We start from the raw sequence: 18,665 nt of genomic DNA on the forward strand, positions 1-18,665 counted from the left end.
GCCCGCCGGGATACGCTCTCGAGACATGGGGTCTCGTGCTCTCCTCGGAGCGGCCTCGCTGTGCGGGATCGCCCTCGCCTGCGCGTCGTGCCGGCCGGCGGCGGAGCCGCTGCCGGCCCGTGTCCGCATCTCGATCGACGGCGCCGTCATCAGCCCGGCCAAGGCGGACGGCCGTCAATGGGACGGCATGGGCGCTGTCGCGCCGGGGGCGCTCACCGCCATCGGCGGCCTCCTCCGCACGGAGCACCCGGCCGCGGCGGCCGCCAGCGTGGCCGGTTTCGCCGCGGAGGCGGCGGGATCCGGGACCGAGCCGCCGGAGCCCTTCGGCTCGGCGGAGCTGTTCGTGGGCGCGCGATCGCTCGGGAGGCGCACGCTCGATCGATCGGGGCAGCGCGACACGTGCACGCCGGGATGGGACGGCCCGCCGACGTGGCGTCGCGTGCCGCTCACGCCGGACGTCCACCTGAGCGGTGAGCTCATCGACAGGGACCTCATCCACGACGACTTCATCGGCAGGTTCGCGATCAACCACGGTCACCTCGTCGCGGCGCTGCGGGCGCGCACCGTCCATCCGGTCGCGGTCGACAACCAGGCCGCTGGACAGGTGCTGTTCGTCTGGATCGAGGTCTGGCCAGATTAGCCGGCCACCTCCGCCGGCCAGATCCGCCGGCTGAGCGCTGCCCGGACGGGAGAGCTGCGCGCACCTGCCACCCGGAGCACCGCATCGGTGATGCAAACCTGCTCGGCCGGTTCTCCGAAGCCCCCGTCCCGAGGTATGCTGTCGCTCGCCGCCCGTGGGACTCCGGGGCGATTCCCGAGCCCAGTCTGGTAACTGTTTAGGTAACTCGCCCCACCATTCCCCGGGCGGCGCTTCGTATGCCCCCCGCGCTCTCCGCCTGCTTCCACACCGAGCGTGTCGAGCGCGAGGACCTCGTCATGTTCATCAACGCCTGCTTCGCGTGCAGCGGGCAGGCGGAGTTCTACGGATCCTCCGGCGGACAGGTCGTCTCGGTCGAGTTCCTCCACGAGTACATCCTCGGCAACTACAGGCGCCTCTACGCGCGCACGCTCGCCGCCGGCATCAACCACTTCAACCAGGCCCTGATCGCCGTGAACCTCCTCGCGACAGGGGCCGAAACGCCGGCCGCCGATCGGCGCGAGGAGGGGCTGCTCATCGCGGCGGCGCTCCGGGAGCTCCCGCCGCAGCGCGCGCTCCGGGCGCTCCGCGCGCTCCGGGAGCGCCGCGTGAACAACCGCCGCGCGCGCTCCGTCATCCGCGACTACCTCGCTGGCCGGCCGGATCCGGCCTTCGACGCGGTCAAGTACCGCGCGCACGTCCGCGCGCTCGCCACGCACGCGCACCTCCGGCTCCCGGGCGAGCTCGGGCCGTTCCTGTTCGAGCCCGATCGTCGCGCGCCGTTCGAGGCGCCGCTCCTCGAGCGCGCGCGGCAGGCCCGTTACGCGAAGGAGGCGATCTTCGACCTGCCGCTGACCGTCGCCGAGGGGCTCGCCGCGGCCCGCGGCGTCTCGCGCGACGAGCTCCTGCGCCGCGCCGCCCCGCGCATGACCGAGGGCGAGCGCCTGCGGCTCCAGCGCGCCGCCGGGCGCGAGGACGTGGACCTCGCCGTCGACCTCGGCCGCGCCCCGCTCACCCGCGTGGCCCTGTACGCCCTCTCCCTGCCCGAGAAGGCGCGGCGCGACCGCCGCGACGAGCTCCACGCGGCGCTCGAGCGCGCCGCCGCCCGCGCGCTCCGCAAGAGCCCCGCCGCGCTCGGGCGCGTGGCCGCCGTGCTCGACCGGAGCTACTCGGCCTCCGGATCGAGCGAGAAGCGCCGCCGCCCGCTCGCTGTCGCGCTCGGCGTCAGCTACCTGCTCCGCGCTGCCGCCCGCGAGTACCACGCGTTCTGGACCGCGCCGACGCCCGACGAGATCCTCGTCGACGCGCGCGGCCAGACCGACCTCGCCACGCCGCTGCTCGACGCGCTCGCCTTCCAGCCCGACGTCGTTGTCGTCCTCTCGGACGGCTTCGAGAACGACCCGCCGGGCGCCGCCGCCGAGGTCGCGCGCTGCTTCCGCGCGCGGCTCGACCCGGGGCAGCGCACCTCCATCGTCCACATCAACCCCGTGTTCGACAGCGAGCGCTACGCGCCCCGCGGGCTCGGCCCGTCGATCCCGACCGTCGGCCTGCGCGACGCGGAGGACCTGCCCACGGTCCTCGGCTTCGCCCGCTTCGCCGAGGGCACGGCGCCGCTCGCGGAGCTCGAGCGCTACCTCGCGCAGCGCGCGGCCGCGTTGCTTTCGCGGCACGGCCGGCCCTCGGTCGCGGCCGAGCCGGCCGAGGCGCCCGCCGCGGCGCCTGGAGCGACCTGATGGCCAAGGCGCCGGCCCTGCTACGATCGCTCGCGCTCCGGGGTCTCACGGCCACGCACGCCCAGGTCTTCGCGGGCGTGCGCCTCGTCCCGCTCCTCCGGGCCGCGCCGCGGGGCGACCTGCGCATCTCCCGGCGCGGGTACGACGATCCCATGGCGCTCGTCGATCTGGGCGAAGGCGCGCTGTACTGCTCGAGCTACGTGCCGCACGGGCTCGTTGTCGGGTGGACCGAGGACGGCTCGCCCGTCGCGTCCTACGGCGCGGCGCTCGCGGGACCTGCCGAGCGCAACCCGCTCGCCAAGCTGGGCTGCGGCGTCAACCTGCTCCACCGCATGGTCCGGCGCGAGGCGCGCGGCGAGGACCCGGCCGAGCGGAACCGCCTGCGCCTCCTGCCGCAGCACCTCGCCATGGAGGGCTTCCTCGCCCTGCACTTCAACGCGCCCGAGATCGCCTGGTCCGAGTACTCGCGGCGGGCGATCTCGCGCGGACTCGACCCGCGCACGGAGGTGTCGCTCTCCGGCCGGGCGATCCCGAGCCTGGAGGACGCGCTGCGCGTGTTCGAGATCCACGAGGGCCAGAGCGGCCTCCTGCTCTTCGTCGGCGAGCTGCTCGCGTCGGTGTTCGTCGTGTCGCACCCCGACGACTACCGCGCGCTGCACCGCACGCTGATCGAGGACTTCTTCGAGCAGACGCTGCTCCACGCGGCCCGCCACAACGGCGACAGCCAGGCCTTCGCGCACACGTTCGACGCGGCGCAGGTCGGCTCGCTCGACGATCTGCGGGCCGCGCTCGACCGGGCGCGGGCGGAGACCGGCGCGCTGCACCTGGACACGGCCGCGGGCCTCATCGGCCGGCCGATCGCGGCGGAGCGCGTGTACAGGGCGGGGTCGTTCTCGCTGCAGCGGTTCATGACGGAGCTCGAGCCGGCGCTGGACAACCACATCGGCGAGGCGATCGTGCGCGACGACGGCACGCTGGAGTACGCGAAGACCTACCGGCTCTCCGCGGGGCAGGTGCGGCGCGCGCGGCTGCTCCAGCAGCTCGCCGCGCACGGGTGGAACCTGGACGCCACGGCGGCGGCGCTCCGGATCGCGCGCGACCAGCTCCTCCGGCGGATCGACGGGGAGGGGTTCGGGTACCTGATCGCGGAGCACGTCCTCAAGGCGGCGCTGAAGCGGACGCGCTGAGCGCGCTCGCCGAGGCGCTCCCGGCAGCGAGGGAGAAGGGCAGTTTGTTCTGCCGAACAAGCGCGTCTGTTCGCGTTCGACTTTCGACGCACGCTCAATTCAAAGGGCGCCTATCGCCTCTCTCTCCACCCTACCTTTCGGACCGCCACGCCGACCGAGCGCCTGCTCGAGACGAACATGCGGCCGCCGCGCCTGCCGCGTCACATCGGCTCTTGAAGGTCCTTGTAGCTCGGCAGCGCGCCGAAGTTGAACCCGATACCGAAGTTGTAGACGAGCCCCGGGCCCTCGAGGGACTTCATCATCGTGAGCTCGGGGTGGATCGCGAAGCTGTCGGAGGTCCGGAACTGGAAGCCGAGGCTGCCGCGGAGGAGGAGGCCGTCCGAGGCCGATGCCGCCTCGTCGTCGCCCGCGATGTCGCCCGAGGCGAGGCCGTACGTGACACCGGGGGTCACAACGATCGAGAACCAGTCCGCGGGGTTCACGCCGAGCATGACTGGCGCGTGCAGGTAAAGGACGTGCACGGAGACATCGTTGGAACCCACATAGAAGTACTGCAGCCCGGGATCGACGGCGAGGTCGAAGACGCCGCGGACCGGGTTCACCTTGAGATCGACGCCGAACGAGCTGAGGTTGTGGACGTGAGCGCCGATGTCGAGCATGTCCGTCAAGCCGGCCCGGAGCTGGTACGAGGGCAGCGTCGGCAGGAACCCGCTGGTCGTCCTCCGCGTCGACGTGGCCTCGCCGGTGTTCGGATCAACCTCGATGTCCTCGACCGGCGCGATGAACCCGTAGCTCTCGAGCGACACCGAGTGCGCGACCTTGCCGGGCGCCACGGTCCGCGGCGTCCCGTAGGAGTTCGGGTTGGGGCACCCGCAGAGCAGGGAGCCAGCGAGCAGGACGGCCGGAAGCGCGAGGAGACGAGCAGATGGCTTTTGCATAGCCGATCATCCTATCCAGGCAGCACTCCGGATGTCCAGACGTCGCTCGGTGTAGCAGCTTTACGGCACCAGGCCTTCATGCTGGCCCACGGACGCTGATGGCAAGAACACGAGATCGGCGCCGCCGCGCCGCGTTGACAGCGCTGTTGATGCGCGGTTAAGTTGAATCGAATGTTGACGCCTGGGTGCGCGATGCGCGATGCATCGGCGTCTGTCACGATTCCCGGGCGCGTCGCAGGCGCGGTGACGCAGGCGGTCGGACCGCGGAAGAGCCCATGGCTTCGCATCGCCGCCCCCTGCGAGCCGCGGCCGCTGGAGCTGGAGGTGTGCCATGAAGAAGACGATGAAAAGGATGGCTGTCGTTGGTCTGATGACGATCGCGTGCTTCATCGACGCCGATCGAGGCGGCGCCGGGATCGCTCATGCGGAGGGGGCCTCGGAGTCCGCGCGCAGGGGCCGAGACTTCCATGGACGGTACGGGTGGGACGCCTCCGGCTCGCTCGTGGGGCTCGGCAGCTTCGTGGCGAACGGCGTGATCGTGTTCCACCGCGATGGGACGCTGACCGCCACGGAGTCGGGGAGCCTCGAGGGCGAGTATTTCACGGACACCTTCACGGGCACGTGGTCGCTCGACGAGGGCGGCACGGGCACGTTCACCACGATCGACTCGGCCGGGGGCGTCAGCACCTTCGACTGGGTGCTCACCGCCAAGGAGCAGCGGGGTACGGCGATCAGCCGGGACCCGGGGGACGTCACGCTGCTCAGGATGGAACGACAGTAGTCCTGCGCCGGCGCGCGGCGCCCGGCGTCAACCCGCCTCGCCGGCCGACGCAGGCTGGTTTCGCTCGAGCGCCTCGATGCGCTCGATGAACGCGCGCCCCCTGGCCGGATCCGTCATGTACACGAAGGCGGCGAGCCCCTTGAGCTGCGCCAGCGTCTCGCCCTTCCCGGGCCGCCCGAGCTCCCGGTTGCGGATCGCCGCGCGCAGCGCCCGCACCCGCTCGCGCGGGACGCGCGCCGCCGGGGCGGCGTCGCCCGCGTGGTTGACGACGAGGCCCGTCACCTTCTGACGGCTGCCCTTGCGCATCACAACGGTCTTGCTCGGGTGAAGCCGGAACCCCTCCGAGCTCAGGATCTCTCGGATCCCCCGGAGCAGCGCGCCCACCGGCGCGCGCGGCGCGCTGGCTCGCGGCGCGCTGGCCGTCTCCGCCGTCCCCAGCGCGCCGCGCGCGTCGGGCGCGCGCCAGGAGAGCGTGAGATCGTCGGCATACCGCGTGTAGCGAAACCCCAGCTTGCGCGCGAGGCCGGACACGCGCCGGTCGAGGCGCAGGCAGATCGCGTTCGTGATCGCCGGGGAGGTCGGCGCGCCCTGCGGGAGCACGCGCGGGCCGGTGGCCACGTACAGCGTCTGCCCGCGGAACTGGACGACCTCGCGCGGCGCCTCGGTCGAGAGGAGCGCCACGAGCGTCGCCGGCCCCTCGGCCACGCCCGCCTTGCGGAGCAGCCCGCGCACGCGGCGCCACGTGATCGTCGGAAAGAAGTCCTTGATATCCACCTTGACGATCGTGTCCGCGCCCGCGTGCGCGGCGGCGTTCGTGACGATGGAGCGGCTCGCGAGGAAGCCGTGCGCCGCGGCGTGGACCGGGAGCTTCTCGAACAGGTTGCGGAGCGCCCAGCGCTGCGCGCGCTTGAGATCCCGCTTCGGGGACGCGATGGTGCGCGCGCTGCCGTCGCGCTTCGGGATGAGCCACCGCCGGTAATGCGTGCCCGTGTCGACCTCGCGGTGGTAGGCGAGCCAGCGGAGCCGCGGGATCGACAGCCCGAGCGCGGTCGCGAGCTCTCCGGCGCCGGGGAGCTCGGGGAGGCCGTGCGACCGCGCGCGCTCGCTCAGGCCGGGGACATCGAGCCTGTCCGGCTTCGGGCGATCGCCCCAGTGCACGCCCGCGCCTAGGTGGTTGATGTGCGTCGCGAGGTAGGCTTCCCAGGCGAGGCGGCGCAGCGCGCGGCGCTCCTTCGCCTCGACCTTCTTGCGCTCCTTCCACTGGGCGCGCTCCCGGTCCGACATCGCCTTCGGGTCGCCCGTCGCGAGGGCGCCGCGGGCGGTGAGCTCCGCGAGCACCCACGCGTCGATCCCGCCCGCCTCCGCGATCGACTTCCAGCGGGCGACGCGCGCCTCGTGGGCGAGCCGGCGCTCCTCGGCGCTGCCGCCGGCGGCCGCCGCGCCGCCGGCGGCGGGCGACGCCGTGAGGGGGAGGACGACGGGGGCTCGGGCCTGGACGGTCGCGTCGATCTTCGCGGTCATGTCTCGGTGGAGGCGTGGCTGTGCATCACGACGAGCGCGGCCGGTCCCCCGGCGCGGCCGGGATCCCTGTCGCTGCATGCGATCTCATGTCGCCAAGAGAGGCCCCGAGCGCATCACCTTCTTCTCATGGGGCACGGTAGCCTCACCGGTTCTCCGGCTAGACCAGCGCTACGGCGCGGGGAGAAACGGCGTTCGCGAGGTTGTCTCAGCTCTCCCCGCGCCGTAGCGCTGGTCTAGCCGAAGAGAACCAAGAACAGGCTACCTTGCGGAGAGTGACTGGCGGTTCCTCCAGAGCGGCGCGACGCCGCTCCTACGCTCAAGGCGCGGAGGCTGGTGCGCTCAGAACCTCTCCTGGCAACACGACGAGTATCTGACCCTTGACCTCCTCCCCCTGCTTCACGCAGACGACGCGTCGGCGTCGACGAATCCAGACGATGTTAACGCATCGAGGCGCTTGAAATACGCGTCGCGCGCTTCGCCGTCCGTGTCAAACCAAATGCGCTGGTGGCGGGGCGCCTCGGCGCGCGCCCCCCACGACAGGTGCACGACACGGTCGTCCAGCGAGACACGATAGACCACCTCGGCGCCCGAGGCCTCGCGGCGCACATAGGTGCGCGTCTCGGCGCGGATGAGCGATCGGCCCTCGGCCGTCTGGCGCAGGGCGTCCTTCTCGGCGCGCTCGCGGGCGTGGGCGACGCGGAGCGCGATCATGTGCTCGCACGGACCCTCCCGCAGGCCGCTGCGCCGGAACGTGGGGCAGCTGCACCACGCGTCGGAGACGCGGCCCTCGAGGTCCATCGTGAACCGCGGCGAGAAATCGCGGTGCGCCTCGCGGTCCGCGACCTGCCCGTGGATCTCGGTGCCCTCGCCGGCGATCTCGTGCACCTTGGTCGGCCTCACAGCGCCGGGCGCGCCGAGCAGGCGGTGCGCCGCGGCCTCGCGGGGCGAGCTGAAGCGGATCTCGCGCTCGTCGACCGGCTCGGGGAACAGCTCGCGCGGGCGGTAGACGCGGCGCGCGACGTCGTAGAGCACCCGGCCGCGCAGGCACTCGAGCTGGAGCGCCGCGCGGGCGTCCTCGGCGCTGCTGCCGGCCGCGAGCGCGGCGAGCGGGAGCGGACCGCGCTCGCGGAGCAGGGCGAGCTGCCGCCCGGCGAGCGCGTCGAGCGCCGCGCGGGCGCCGCCCTCGCGCGGCATCAGCGCGTCGAACGAGGCGGCGCTGGCCCAGCTGCTGTCGGTCCAGCCCGTGAGCGCGAGGGTCAGCGTCGCGCGGCCGAGATCGAGCACCCAGAAGACAGGCAGCCCCGGGCCGCGGAGCTCGGCGCGCGCGCCCCGCACGTGCGGCAGGAGGCGCGACAGCGCGAGCAGCCGCTGCCGGCCGAACGTCCGGACGACGCGCGGCGGGCCCTCGTACGGCGCGCCGTGGCCCTCGAGGAGGATCTCCCAGGGCTCCAGGATGAGGCGCGGCGGCTTGCCGGGGACGAGCTCGAAGCGCAGGCCGCGCGGGGGCTTCTTCGCCTTGCGGGTGCGGAGCACGAAGAGCGCGTTGTAGAGGTCGATCGGGGCGAGCTCGCAGGAGACCGCGGGGAGCGTGGCCGCCGACTGCACCTGGAGGAAGCCGCGGAGCCACGTCGCCGGGACCTCGAGCGAGCGCTCGATCGACGTTTCGCACGTCTCGCGCCCCCCGCGTGCCGCCGCCGCGCCGTGAGCGGTCGGGCCGGAGGCGCGCGACGCGCCGGCGTCGAGCTCCACCTTCGTGTAGACGCGCAGGCGGTCGATCTGCTCGACGATCCGCGGCGAGAGATCGACGAACGCGGTGCCGTGCGCCGCCTCGCGGCCCTCGAAGAGGTCGCTGGAGAAGGCGAGCCGGGCGTAGGCGCTCTCGTCGCGCGAGAAGACCTCGATCGAGACCTCGTCCGGGTGCACCGTGAGCACCGGATCGAGCGCGCCGGACGCCTTCGCCGGCGAGCCGTCGCCCTGCCCGGCGCTCGCGGCGTCGTCGGCGAAGGCGCTCTCCAGGAAGGCCTTCTGGGCCTCCCAGATCGCCGCGGTCGCCTTCTTGCCCTGCTTCATCAGGTAGGCGAGGTACGCGGCGCGGTCCCTGCCCTTGTACCGGAGGTCGCTCTCCAGGATGGTCGCCAGCGCGGCCATGGCGTCGCGGAAGAGCGCCGCGTCGCGCAGGACGCCGCGCACGCCGACAGGGCCGCGGGCGCTGTCGAGGGAGAGGCGCACGCTCGAGTGGAGCGGGGCAGCGGCGAGCTCGCTCGGCGCGGCGTACCGGAGGTGGATCGGGCGTGCGAGGGCCGCCGTCATGCGTTGGCTCCGTCGGGGGTCTCGGGTTCTGCGGGGGCGCGCGCGCTCGTCGTGCGGCGATCGACCGCCGCCCTGCGCTTCGCGCGGCGGTACGCGCGGTACGCGGCCTTCCGCGCCGCGACGTCGGCCGCCGCCTTGTCGAACGCGATCGCGGCCAGCGCCTCGATCGCGCGCTCGCCGCCGGCGCGGCCGAGCGCCGCGATCGCGTCGAGGCGCGCCGCGGCGTCGCCGCCCGCGCCCTGCGCGAGCGAGATCAGCGGGGCGAGCGCGCCGCGCGCGAGCATCGACGGCAGCGCGAGGCGCCTGCCCGGCTCGCTCGCGGCGAGCGCCGAGAGCGCCTCGGGCGAGGCCGCGCGCGCTGTCGCCTCGAAGGCGACGGGATCGAAGGGGCGCACCGACGCCGCGCGCGCGGCCGAGCCGCCCGGCGCCAGCGCGGCGAGCGCGGCCGCCGCCGCGGCCCGGACGCCGGCGTCCATGTCCGCGAGGGCGGCCGTGAGCGCCTCCGCTGTGTCCTGGGGCCGCGCGCCGCCTGCGGCCGCCTCGGCCGGCGCGAGCGCGCCGAGCGTGCCCAGCGCGCGCGCGGCCTCGCGGCGGACGACGCCCGGGGCGCCGCTGGAGACGAGCAGCGCGCGCAGCGCGGGCGCCATCGCTGTCGCGCCGGCGCGCGCCGCCGCCCAGAGGAGCTCGCGCCACGCCGCGGCCTCGGCGTCGCGCGCGTCGCCGTGCGCCGCCGACCAGCGCTCCGCGGTGCGCTGCGCCGCAGCGGCGAGCGCGCCGGCGAGGGCCCCGCGATCGCCGTCCACCGTCCCGGCGGCGATGAGCCGCGCGGCCTCCTGCCGCGCCGGGGCGCGCTCGTCCGCGAGCATGCGCTCGAGCGCGGCCGCCGGCAGGGGGCCACGGCGGAGCAGGCCCATGGCGAGGCGCTGCCGGAGATCCTCGTCCTTCAGCGACGGGAGCCGCGGCAGGAGCTCGGCCGGATCCGCCTCCGCGGCGAGGTAGCTCGCGGCCGGGCTGGCGATGTCGTCGTACTCGCTGCTGACGGCGAGGAGCTCGACGCGCGTGCGCTGGTCCGGGAAGAGCTTCTCGAGCGCCTTGCGCGCGCCCTTGCGGACCTCGGCGCTTCGCGCGTCGAGCGCGCGGGCGAGCGCGGGCTCGGCCGCGGTGTCGCCGAGGAGGCCGAGCTCGTTCACCGCGACGACGCGGAGCCGGTCGGGCGTGTCCCCGGCGCGCACGAGCTCCTCGAGCAGCACGCGGGCGCGCTCGCCGCCCATCCAGCGCGCGCCCCGCGCCGCCGACTCGCGGAGGTCGATGGCGTCCGCGTGGAGCGCCTGCTCGACGCGCTCCGACGCGCGCCGGCGGAGCTCGGCGCTCGCGAGCTTCGGGGCGATGCGGCCGAGCGCCTCGGTGGCGGCGGCCTGCATGCTGACTTCAACGGGGGCCTCCTTGGTCCCGCCGGCCGCGACCGTCTCGAGCTCGTCCAGCGCGCGGGCGTCGCCGAGCGTGCCGAGCGCGAGCAGCGCCCGCTCCCGCTCTCCGGGCTCGCCCGCGCGCACGACGAGCAGGAGCGGCCGGAGCGCCGCGGCGAGGCCCCGCGCGGCCACGCCCTCCGCGGCCGGCAGCACGAGCTCGCGCGCGCCAGCGCGCAGCACCGCCTCGAGCGGCCCCGAGGGCGCGCCCTTGTCCTTCACGCGCTTCGCGTACGACGTGACGGCCACGACGCGCGTGGGGAGATCGCGATCGGCGAAGAGCGAGGCGAGCAGGTCGTTCTGCGCGGGATCGTCGCCGAGATCGAGCTCGCGCGCCGCGCCGAGGCGGAGCGCCGGGTCCTTCGCGCGCGCGGCGGCGGCGAGGAAGCCGAGCGCGCGCGCCGCGTCGCGCTTCTCGCGCTCGCGCCCCCGGTCGACGATCTCGAGGCACGCCTTGAACGCCGCGCCCCGGACCTCGGCGGCGTCGTCGTCGAAGCGCGCCGCGAGCGCGCCCGTCGCCTCGTGGTTCCGCGTGCTCCCGAGGGCGCGCGCCAGCGCCGCGCGGTCCGCCGGCGCGGCCGCCTCGTCCATGTGCGCCGCGAGCGCCCGCACCGCCGCGTCGCTCGCGAGGGCGACGAGCGCCTCGCGGGCGCGCGCCGACGTCGCGGCCGCGGCGTCGCGCAGGAACGCCGCCAGCACGTCGACGGCGCGATCGTCGCGGCGGCGGGCGAGGAGCTCCGCCGCGCGCAGGCGGAGGTCGTCGTGGTCGCTCTCCATCGCGCGGCACAGGGCCGGCACGATGCGGGGATCGCTCGACGACGCGAGGCGCTCGAGCACGCCGAGGCGCAGGTCGGCGTGCTCGCTGCCGAGCGCCGCGAGGAGCGGATCGAGGCTCCCCTTCGGGCAGAGCCGCTCGAGGAGCTCGAAGGCGTAGCGGCGCACGTCGGGCAGCGGCGAGCTCAGCGCGCGGACGACCTCGGGGCGGGCGTCCGCGCCGCGCGCCGCGATCTCGTCGAGCGCCGCCCGCGCCACGTCGGCGGACGCCGACGCGAGCCCGAGCGCGAGCGGCTCGGGCGCCCCCGCCGGGAAGAGCGCCTTGAGCCCGGCGAAGGCCGCCTTGCGGACGAGGTGGTGCGGATCGTCGAGCGCCCGGACGAGCGGCGGCACCGCCGCCGTGCTGCTGACGTGCCCCCTCACGCAGACGTCGACGATCCTGTCGATGGCGTCCCGGCGGGTGCGGTGCGCCTCGTCGTCGCCCGGCGCGACCTGCCTGAGGAGCCCCATGTACGCGCCGAACGCGAGCCAGCGCAGCCGCTGCTGCTCGCCCTCCGGGACCGCGGCGATGTCCTGCTTGCTGCTCTGCTTCTGCCCGGGCTGCGCGAACGCGAAGAGGCGGCGGAGCCACCCCTTCCTGGGCGTCGTGTCGGTGTCGTCGGACGCGCGCGGCGTCGTGTCCGCCATGACGGGCGCGCCCGCGGGCCGCAGCGCGGCCACCCGCTTCGCCTCGCGGAAGTACTCGACGGGCTTGCGCCGGAGGCGGAGCACCTGCGCGGCCGCGTAGCGCTGCTCCGGGTTGTCGCTGGCGAGCGCCTCGGCGAGGCCGACGAGGATGCGGCCGCGCGCGACCTCGGGCGGCCACTCCTTCATGCCGGAGGGCTTCTCGCCGTCGGCCGCGCGGTCGCGGTCGGCCTGCGCGGCGGCGTCGGGGCGCGGGGGCATCAGCACCTCGATGAGGTGGGCGAGGTACGCCTCCGGGTCGGCGCGGAGCTCCAGCGCGCGCGCCGCGGCGAAGCGCACGTCGGAGCGCTGCGACGAGAGCGCGCTGGTCAGGAGATCCGGCGGATCGCCGCGGCGGAAGGCCCGGAGGTCGCGCGCCAGCACGATCGCGAAGACGATCTCCTGCACCTCGCGCGCGCTGTCCTCGAGGCCCTGCAGCATGCCCCCGTAGCCCTCGGGCCCGAGCGCCGCGAACGACATGATGGTCGCGACGCGGATGGGCGGGTGCTCGTGGCGCAGCGTGCCCGTGAGCACCGGCAGCGCGCGCACGTCGCCGAGGCGCGCGAGCCCGTCGGCGGCCCACGATCGCACAGCGACGTCGGCGTGGCCCATGGCGTCGAGCAGGTGGCCCTCCTCGCCGCGGCGGGCGGCCATCGCGAGCCCGCGCGCCGCCTGCTCGCGCACGTCGGGGTAGTCGTCCTTGAGCAGCTCGGTGGCGAAGTACTTGACGAGGCGCGGCGAGCCGAGCGTCGCCAGCGCTGTCGCGGCGCGGGCGCGCAGGGGGCCGAGGATCTGGATCGGCAGATCCCTGAAGAGGGATTTGTCGGCGAGGAGCGCCCGCATCGGGCTCACGAGCTGCTCGTCGCGCCGCGCGGCGCACAGCTCGGCCGCGCGCACCCGCAGATCGAGGTGGCTCGACTGGAGACCGATGTGGAGCGGCCCCGCCTCGCCGGGCAGGAGCTTGTCGAGCGCCTCGATCGCGGCGGTGCGCGGCCCCGCGTGGTCGTCCTCGAGCAGCCGGATGAGGGCGCTGCGCGAGGCCTCGCTCACCGGCGCGTGCGCGGCCCCGCGCGCGCCGCTCTCCCGGACCGAGGGGTGGATCGACGCCGTGGCGGCGAGGTGCGGCTCCACGGCGGCCTTGCCGCGCAGCTTCACGACAGCGTCGTACGCGGCCTGCGCGACGCCGGCGTCGCGGTCGCCGATCGCCGCGTGCAGCCGCTCCGCGGCCCACGGCGCGCCGCCGTGCGCCTTGAGCTCCTCGACGGCGCGCAGGCGCAGATCGGGGAAGCGCGCGAGCTGGGCGCGGTCGAGCGCCGTCTGCGGGTCCGCGGCGTGCCACGACCAGAGCGTCCGGAACGCCTCGCCGCGGACCTTGGGCGACTCGTCCTCGATCGCGTCGGCGAGCAGCGCCTCGGCCTCGGGGGGCCGCGGGCCCTTGCCCTCGCCGGCGAGCGCCACGAGCCGGTCGAGCCCGCGGACGCGGATGTCCTCCTGCGAGGAGCGGAGCGACGCCTCGGCCACGGCGAGCGGGGCCGACGGCTCGAGCCGCGCGTAGGCGTCGAGCGCGGCGGCGCGCACCGACCCGTCCGCGTCGTCGAGCATCCAGATGAGCCGCTTCTCGGCGCGCGTGTCCCTGAGCTCGGCGAGCGCGGTCGCCGCCTGCCGGCGCAGCGACGGATCCTGCTCGCGCGTGAGCTGCAGCAGCGCGCCGAGGGCGCGCGTGTCGCCGAGCTGCGCGAGCCCGCGGGCGCCGCGCACCGCCGTGTCCGGCGTGCGGCACGCCACGGCGGCGAGCAGCGGCTCGAGGTCGGCCTCGGCGGGCTCGGCCCCGGGGCTCCCCACCCCGGGGATCCGGGCGCGCGTGGCCTGGAGGAGCGCCTCGTCGGCCGCTTGCGCCTTGGTCTTCGCCTCGGGCGCGGGCTGCTCGTCGCCGCCGGCGCCGGCGCGCCGCAGCACCTCGGCCGCGCGCCGGGCGATGTCGAGCGCCGCGCGGCCGAGGTCCTCGTCGCGCGCCTCGAGCGCGTGGGCGAGCGCCCGCCGCTCCAGCACCTTCGCCGCGAAGGCGATGCGGCGCACCTCGGCGTCGTCGTCGTCGAGCGCGCGCGCCGCGATCGGCGCGAACGCCGGCACCGAGAGCCAGCCGCTGAGCGCGGCGCGGACGAGCGCCTCGACCCGGAGGTCGGCCGGGCCGCGCTCGAACGCGGCCCGGAGCGGCTCCGGTCCGTCCGGGTGGAGCTTCTGGAGCTGGTCGAGCGCCGTGAGCCGCACCGACGCGTCGCGGGCGGCGAGCTTGTCGGCGATGAGCCCCGGGATGAGCGGCGAGCTGCCGTGGAGCTTGCCGATCTCGACGAGCGCCCGGCGCTGCACGTCCGCGGCGCGGGCCTCGAGGCCTGCCCGGAGCGGGGTGAGCGGCGCGTCGCGCTCGATCGCGCGGAGCGCCTCGAGCGCGGCCAGGCGGACGGCCGCGTGCTCGTCGTCGAGCGCCTCGCGGAGCTTCACGCGCGCGCCGCGGCGCCCGTGCGCCCCGAGCTCGCGGGCGGCGAGCGCGCGCACCTCGGCGTCGGGGTCCGACCGGAGCGCGCGCAGCGCGGCCTCGAGCGCCTCGGGCTCGTCGAGCGCCGCGAGCGTCTTGACGGCGCTCTCGCGCGCAGGCCGCGCCCCGGAGAGCGCCTGGGCGAGGACGTCGAAGCCGTGCGCGAGCTCGACGGCGCCGTCCGTGGGCGCGCCGGTCGCGTCGATCGGGAAGCGCCACACGGTGCGCCGGTCTCCCGCGGCGAGGACGGCGCCGAGCCCGTCCTTCGCGTCCGCCGCGCCGCGCCCGGCGTGCCCTCGCGACGCCTTGCGCGCGCGGCCGCCCTCCGCGGGCGGCGCGAGCGCGAGCGCGTGGAGCGGCAGCGCGCTCGTCTCCAGCGTGCGCGGCTTGCGCCGGTCCTCGAGCCGGTGGATGCGGATCGCGCCGTCCACGCCCGCGGACACCAGGCGGTCGCCGGCCTCCTTGCCGTCCTCCTGCGGCGACGGGGTGGGGAGGCACAGCAGCGCGCGGACCCCGCCCGCGTGCCCGCTCCCGTCCGCGCCGCGGACCTCGCACTCGACGTCGCCGACGAGGTACCAGAGGCGCACGGTGCCGTCGTCGCCGCCCGACGCGAGCCGCCCGTCGCGCGGCGTGAACGCGAGCGCCGCGACAGGCCCCTCGTGGCCGGGCATGTCGCGCTGCGCGCCGGTCGACAGCGTGATCACGCGGACGATGCCGTCGTCGCCCGCGGCCGCGACAAGCTCGCCGGCGGGATCGAAGGCGACGGCGCGGAGCGGCGCTGTCGAGAGCGCGAAGGACGAGATCTCGGCGGCGGTCCCGGGCGGCGGGGCAGGGGACCCGGCGCCCCCGCCGACGCGCCAGACGCGCAGCGCGCCGTCGACGCCCACGGTCGCGAGGCGCGCGCCGTCCGGCGCCGCCGCGACCGCCGTGACGCCGCCCGGGTGCGCGTCGATCGCCCGCGCCTCGGCCCCGGCGCCCGCGACGAGCCGCAGCGCGCCGTCGGAGCAGGCCGCGGCGAGCAGGTCGCCCGCGAACGCGAGCCCCAGCACGTGCGCCGGCACGTCGATCGAGCGCACCGGCTTGTTCGCCGCGTGATCGAACAGCGTCACCTGGCTCGCGCCGGCGGGGGATCGCGCGGCCGACGTCCCGCGCGCGCCGCCTCCGCTCGCCGGCGCGCGCACCCCGCCCACGGCGAGGAGCCGCGGGCCGACCGCGAGCGCGCGGACCTTCTCGTAGTGGCCGATCGCGTGGCTCATGCGCGCTCCTGTCCGACGCTGGGCGCGGCGAGCCCCTCGATCTCGAGCCCCGGGTGCGCGCGCCGGAGATGCAGGAGCGCCGCCAGGCACGCCTGCCACTCGCCCTTCGCGATCGATCCGGTGAACTCGGCGATCACGGGGGCGACGAGCGCCGCGAACGCGGCGTCCTCGACCGCGAGGTCGCGCACGATCTCGATCACGCGCCGCTTGGCCTCGCTCGCGGAGAGGCGCCTCCGCGGGCCCGCGCCGTCGCCTGGCTCGGGCGACCGTCCCGCGGGGATGCCGGAGAGCACGTACCGCAGGAAGCGCCGGAGCGCCTCGACGTCCTCGAACCGCCCTGCGTCCTCCGGCGGCTCCGCCGTCGGGCCTGCCTCCCCGCGCGCCGCGCGCGGCCGCCAGCCCGGCGGCAGGTCGCGCGGCCGGTGCTTCTCCCAGAGCATCCGCACAGCGAAGAGGCGCACCTCGCGGTCGGCGCTCTGCATCAGCCAGCCGAGGCGCTCCGGGCCGCCGAGGCGCGCGTAGTGCTTCAGGATGAGCGACAGGCCGAGCTCGCGCGCGCTCTTCTTCAGGCTCTCCGTGAGCGCGAAGACCTGCGCGGGATCGAGCTCCTCGACCGTGAGCGTCATCGCCGGATCGGCCGAAGGATCGCCGGCCTTGCGGAGCGCGTCGAAGGCGATGTTGCGCACCTCCTTCGCGTCGCTGTGGGCGAGCTCGTAGACGCGCGTCTGGTAGCCCCACGCCCGGAGCTCCGCGCGCGTGATGAGCGCGGCGAAGCGCCGGACGTCCTCGCGCGGGTCGGAGAGCGCGGGCCAGATCCGCTCGGCGGTGAACGCCGCGCGCTTCAGCGCCTGCTTGAGCTCGAGCTCCTTGGCCTCGCCCTGCTCCGGCCCGAGGACCGGGTGGTGGCAGCGCAGGTACGTCTGCGCGAACGCGCGCATCGGCTCGGGCTCCTTCTCGCCGAGCGCGAGCGCGAACAGCTTCGCGGTGCCCGCCTCGCGGTCGCCGCGGCCGCTCGGGTCCTGCCCCGGGTCGAAGTCCTGCGGCTTCATGTGCGCGAGGAGGTACCGGCGCGCGAAGCCGTTCAGCGTGGGGTCGGCGCGCCGCGCGAGCGCCAGCAGCCAGGGGAGGGTGAGCTGCCGCGGCGTCACGATCTTCGGGTTGCCGAGCACCTCCAGCGCGACAGCGCGCGTCTCGGCGCTGAAGACGAGCCCCTTCAGGCGCTCGACGCTCTCGGCCGTCAGGTCGGGCAGGGCGTCGGCCTTCTGGAGCCATGTCGCGACGGTGCGCCCGATGCTCTTCCGCGTGAGCGCGTCGAGCAGCCACGGCGTCCCGATCGCCGCCACCGGGTACTTGCCGAGCGCGTCCAGCGCCGTCTCCGTCGCGCGGTCGTCGTCCTCGTGGCGCGGGTCGTCGAGCACGCGCACCCAGAACCCCGTCCCGAGCTCGCCGGGGCGGTACCTGGCCTTGAAGTGCGCGGCCGCCCACCGCTTCTGCGCGGGCTCGCCGTAGATCATGTCGATGAGGAAGGGCTCGGGCAGCTCCGCGCGGTCGAAGCTCTCGCCCAGCGCCTTGGCGGCCCAGGCCTCGGTCTCGCCGTGCGTGAGCAGCCGCCCCAGGAGCTCGTGGCCGAGCGCGCGCGGGCTCCTGCCCTGGAGCGCCGCCGCCGCGAACGCGCGCGTGTCCTTGTGCGCGGAGGCGAGCAGGCCGGCGAGGCGCTCCGCGTCGAGATCCGCCGCGTGCGCCCTGGCGTACTCGATCGCGAACGCGCGCGCCTTGGCGCTCGGCGAGTCGAGCAGCGCGAGCGCGGCGTCGTGCAGCCCGAGGCTCCGCAGCTTGCTCTGGTGGAGCTCCGGCGAGCCGAGCAGCGTCTCGATCAGGAAGTCGTGCGCGCTCGCGAGCGGCCGGAAGGCGAGGCGCGCGAGCCACGCGGGCGTCACGCTCCGCAGCGCCTCGGGGAAGTCCTTCCTGAGCCCCTGGATCGCGAACCTGGCGGGCGGATCGGCCTCGCACGTCGACAGGAGGAGCATCAGCGGGTCGGGCGATCGCCGCCACGCCTCGTCGAAGGCGCGGTGCTTCACCATGTCGCTCGGCGGGACGCCGCCGTGGAACGAGCGCCCGTCGTACTTGCCCGCGCGGTGCGCCCAGACGTGGTTCGCGACCCAGAGGTCGCCGAACCGCGTGTCCGGCGCGTAGTGGCGGAGCACCTCGACGGCGAACTGCGGGTAGAGCTCTGGCACGCTGCGGCCGAGCTCGCGCAGGAAGCGCCACGCGCGGCGCCGCATATAGATGAGCGTCCCGCGCGAGACCTCGCGCCGCCCGCCGCGCGCCACCTCGGTGTCGAAGCGGAACGCGAGCACACCGAAGAGCTCCGCGTCGAGGCGCGCCTCGGCGAGCTTGTAGATGCGCTTGAGCCCGCCCCACGCGCCGAAGACAAGGGGCGCGCTCCTGGCGACGTCGCGCAGCGCGCTGCGCCCTGCGTCCGTGCCCTCCTCGTAGATGCGCACGAGCAGGTCGGCGAGCTCGAGCCGCGGCGGCGGGGCGGGATCGAGCTGCGCGAGGAAGCGCTTCCACGCGTCGGTCGCCCGCTCGCGCCGCTGCTCGGGGGTGCGCAGGCCCTGCGCGCTCGCGAGCAGCCGCAGGAACGCCGGGAAGGTCAGCGCGCCCTCGCGGGGCGGCGCCTCCGGGGTGGGCTCCGGCTGATCGAGGTAAGCCTCGATGGTCTCGGCGAGGGAAGGTGAGCCGCTCGCGGCGAGCTGCTTGACGTTCGCGATGTCGATCGGGTTCGGTGAGCTCGCCAAGGCGCCTC

At 75.5% G+C, this 18,665-nt stretch carries 9 protein-coding genes; 4 read left to right on the forward strand and 5 right to left on the reverse strand.

Translation table 11 applies throughout. The features are described from left to right. Positions 1 to 25 precede the first annotated feature (25 nt). The 3 genes from WMF42_RS09000 to WMF42_RS09010 all read left to right on the forward strand — a co-directional run bounded on the left by WMF42_RS09000 (position 26) and on the right by WMF42_RS09010 (position 3,557). Complete coding sequence (locus WMF42_RS09000) at positions 26 to 640, forward strand: hypothetical protein (protein WP_061611560.1); 615 nt, start codon at positions 26 to 28, stop codon at positions 638 to 640. 236 nt (positions 641 to 876) lie between these two features. After that, positions 877 to 2,370 carry a hypothetical protein gene (locus WMF42_RS09005; RefSeq protein ID WP_437691459.1) on the forward strand — a complete coding sequence of 498 codons (1,494 nt, stop codon included), beginning with the start codon at positions 877 to 879 and terminating at the stop codon, positions 2,368 to 2,370. After that, entirely contained in the window at positions 2,370 to 3,557 is a 1,188-nt protein-coding gene (locus tag WMF42_RS09010; RefSeq protein WP_437691461.1) for an ARPP-2 domain-containing protein, read from the forward strand. Before WMF42_RS09005 ends, WMF42_RS09010 begins: the two co-directional genes overlap by 1 nt. 200 nt (positions 3,558 to 3,757) lie before the next feature. On the opposite strand, the gene WMF42_RS09015 is transcribed toward WMF42_RS09010, so the two are convergent. After that, positions 3,758 to 4,495: a hypothetical protein gene (locus WMF42_RS09015; RefSeq protein ID WP_061611563.1), complete on the reverse strand. Its 738-nt coding sequence runs from the start codon at positions 4,493 to 4,495 to the stop codon at positions 3,758 to 3,760. A 331-nt stretch (positions 4,496 to 4,826) separates the two neighbouring features. Here WMF42_RS09015 and WMF42_RS09020 point away from each other — a divergent pair, with 331 nt between their 5' ends. Further along, on the forward strand, positions 4,827 to 5,276 hold the full coding sequence (locus WMF42_RS09020; RefSeq protein ID WP_437691463.1) for a hypothetical protein: 450 nt from the start codon (positions 4,827 to 4,829) through the stop codon (positions 5,274 to 5,276). 27 nt (positions 5,277 to 5,303) lie between these two features. Here WMF42_RS09020 and WMF42_RS09025 read toward each other — a convergent pair whose 3' ends face one another. From WMF42_RS09025 to WMF42_RS09040, 4 genes are all read right to left on the reverse strand, one after another. Beyond that, positions 5,304 to 6,797, reverse strand: a complete 1,494-nt coding sequence (locus WMF42_RS09025) for a reverse transcriptase family protein (protein ID WP_437691465.1) — start codon at positions 6,795 to 6,797, stop codon at positions 5,304 to 5,306. A 396-nt stretch (positions 6,798 to 7,193) separates the two neighbouring features. Continuing rightward, positions 7,194 to 9,107 carry an SWIM zinc finger family protein gene (locus WMF42_RS09030; RefSeq protein ID WP_437691467.1) on the reverse strand — a complete coding sequence of 638 codons (1,914 nt, stop codon included), beginning with the start codon at positions 9,105 to 9,107 and terminating at the stop codon, positions 7,194 to 7,196. Further along, positions 9,104 to 15,859, reverse strand: coding sequence for a HEAT repeat domain-containing protein (locus WMF42_RS09035; RefSeq protein WP_437691469.1), 6,756 nt, complete (start codon positions 15,857 to 15,859; stop codon positions 9,104 to 9,106). The genes WMF42_RS09030 and WMF42_RS09035 overlap by 4 nt, the downstream gene beginning before the upstream one ends. After that, a complete protein-coding gene (locus WMF42_RS09040; protein WP_437691470.1) occupies positions 15,856 to 18,657 on the reverse strand; it encodes a hypothetical protein in 2,802 nt (933 codons plus the stop codon). Before WMF42_RS09040 ends, WMF42_RS09035 begins: the two co-directional genes overlap by 4 nt. Between the last annotated feature and the right edge of the window lie 8 nt (positions 18,658 to 18,665).

The sequence above is a fragment of the Sorangium sp. So ce176 genome (assembly GCF_051519835.1).
GTDB classification, from domain to species: domain Bacteria; phylum Myxococcota_A; class Polyangia; order Polyangiales; family Polyangiaceae; genus Sorangium; species Sorangium cellulosum_G.

Coding starts and splice junctions, on each gene's coding strand:
- WMF42_RS09000 (WP_061611560.1), top strand. CDS start 26: ATGGGGTCTCGTGCTCTCCTCGGAGCGGCCTCGCTGTGCGGGATCGCC.
- WMF42_RS09005 (WP_437691459.1), top strand. CDS start 877: ATGCCCCCCGCGCTCTCCGCCTGCTTCCACACCGAGCGTGTCGAGCGC.
- WMF42_RS09010 (WP_437691461.1), top strand. CDS start 2,370: ATGGCCAAGGCGCCGGCCCTGCTACGATCGCTCGCGCTCCGGGGTCTC.
- WMF42_RS09015 (WP_061611563.1), bottom strand. CDS start 4,495: ATGCAAAAGCCATCTGCTCGTCTCCTCGCGCTTCCGGCCGTCCTGCTC.
- WMF42_RS09020 (WP_437691463.1), top strand. CDS start 4,827: ATGAAGAAGACGATGAAAAGGATGGCTGTCGTTGGTCTGATGACGATC.
- WMF42_RS09025 (WP_437691465.1), bottom strand. CDS start 6,797: ATGACCGCGAAGATCGACGCGACCGTCCAGGCCCGAGCCCCCGTCGTC.
- WMF42_RS09030 (WP_437691467.1), bottom strand. CDS start 9,107: ATGACGGCGGCCCTCGCACGCCCGATCCACCTCCGGTACGCCGCGCCG.
- WMF42_RS09035 (WP_437691469.1), bottom strand. CDS start 15,859: ATGAGCCACGCGATCGGCCACTACGAGAAGGTCCGCGCGCTCGCGGTC.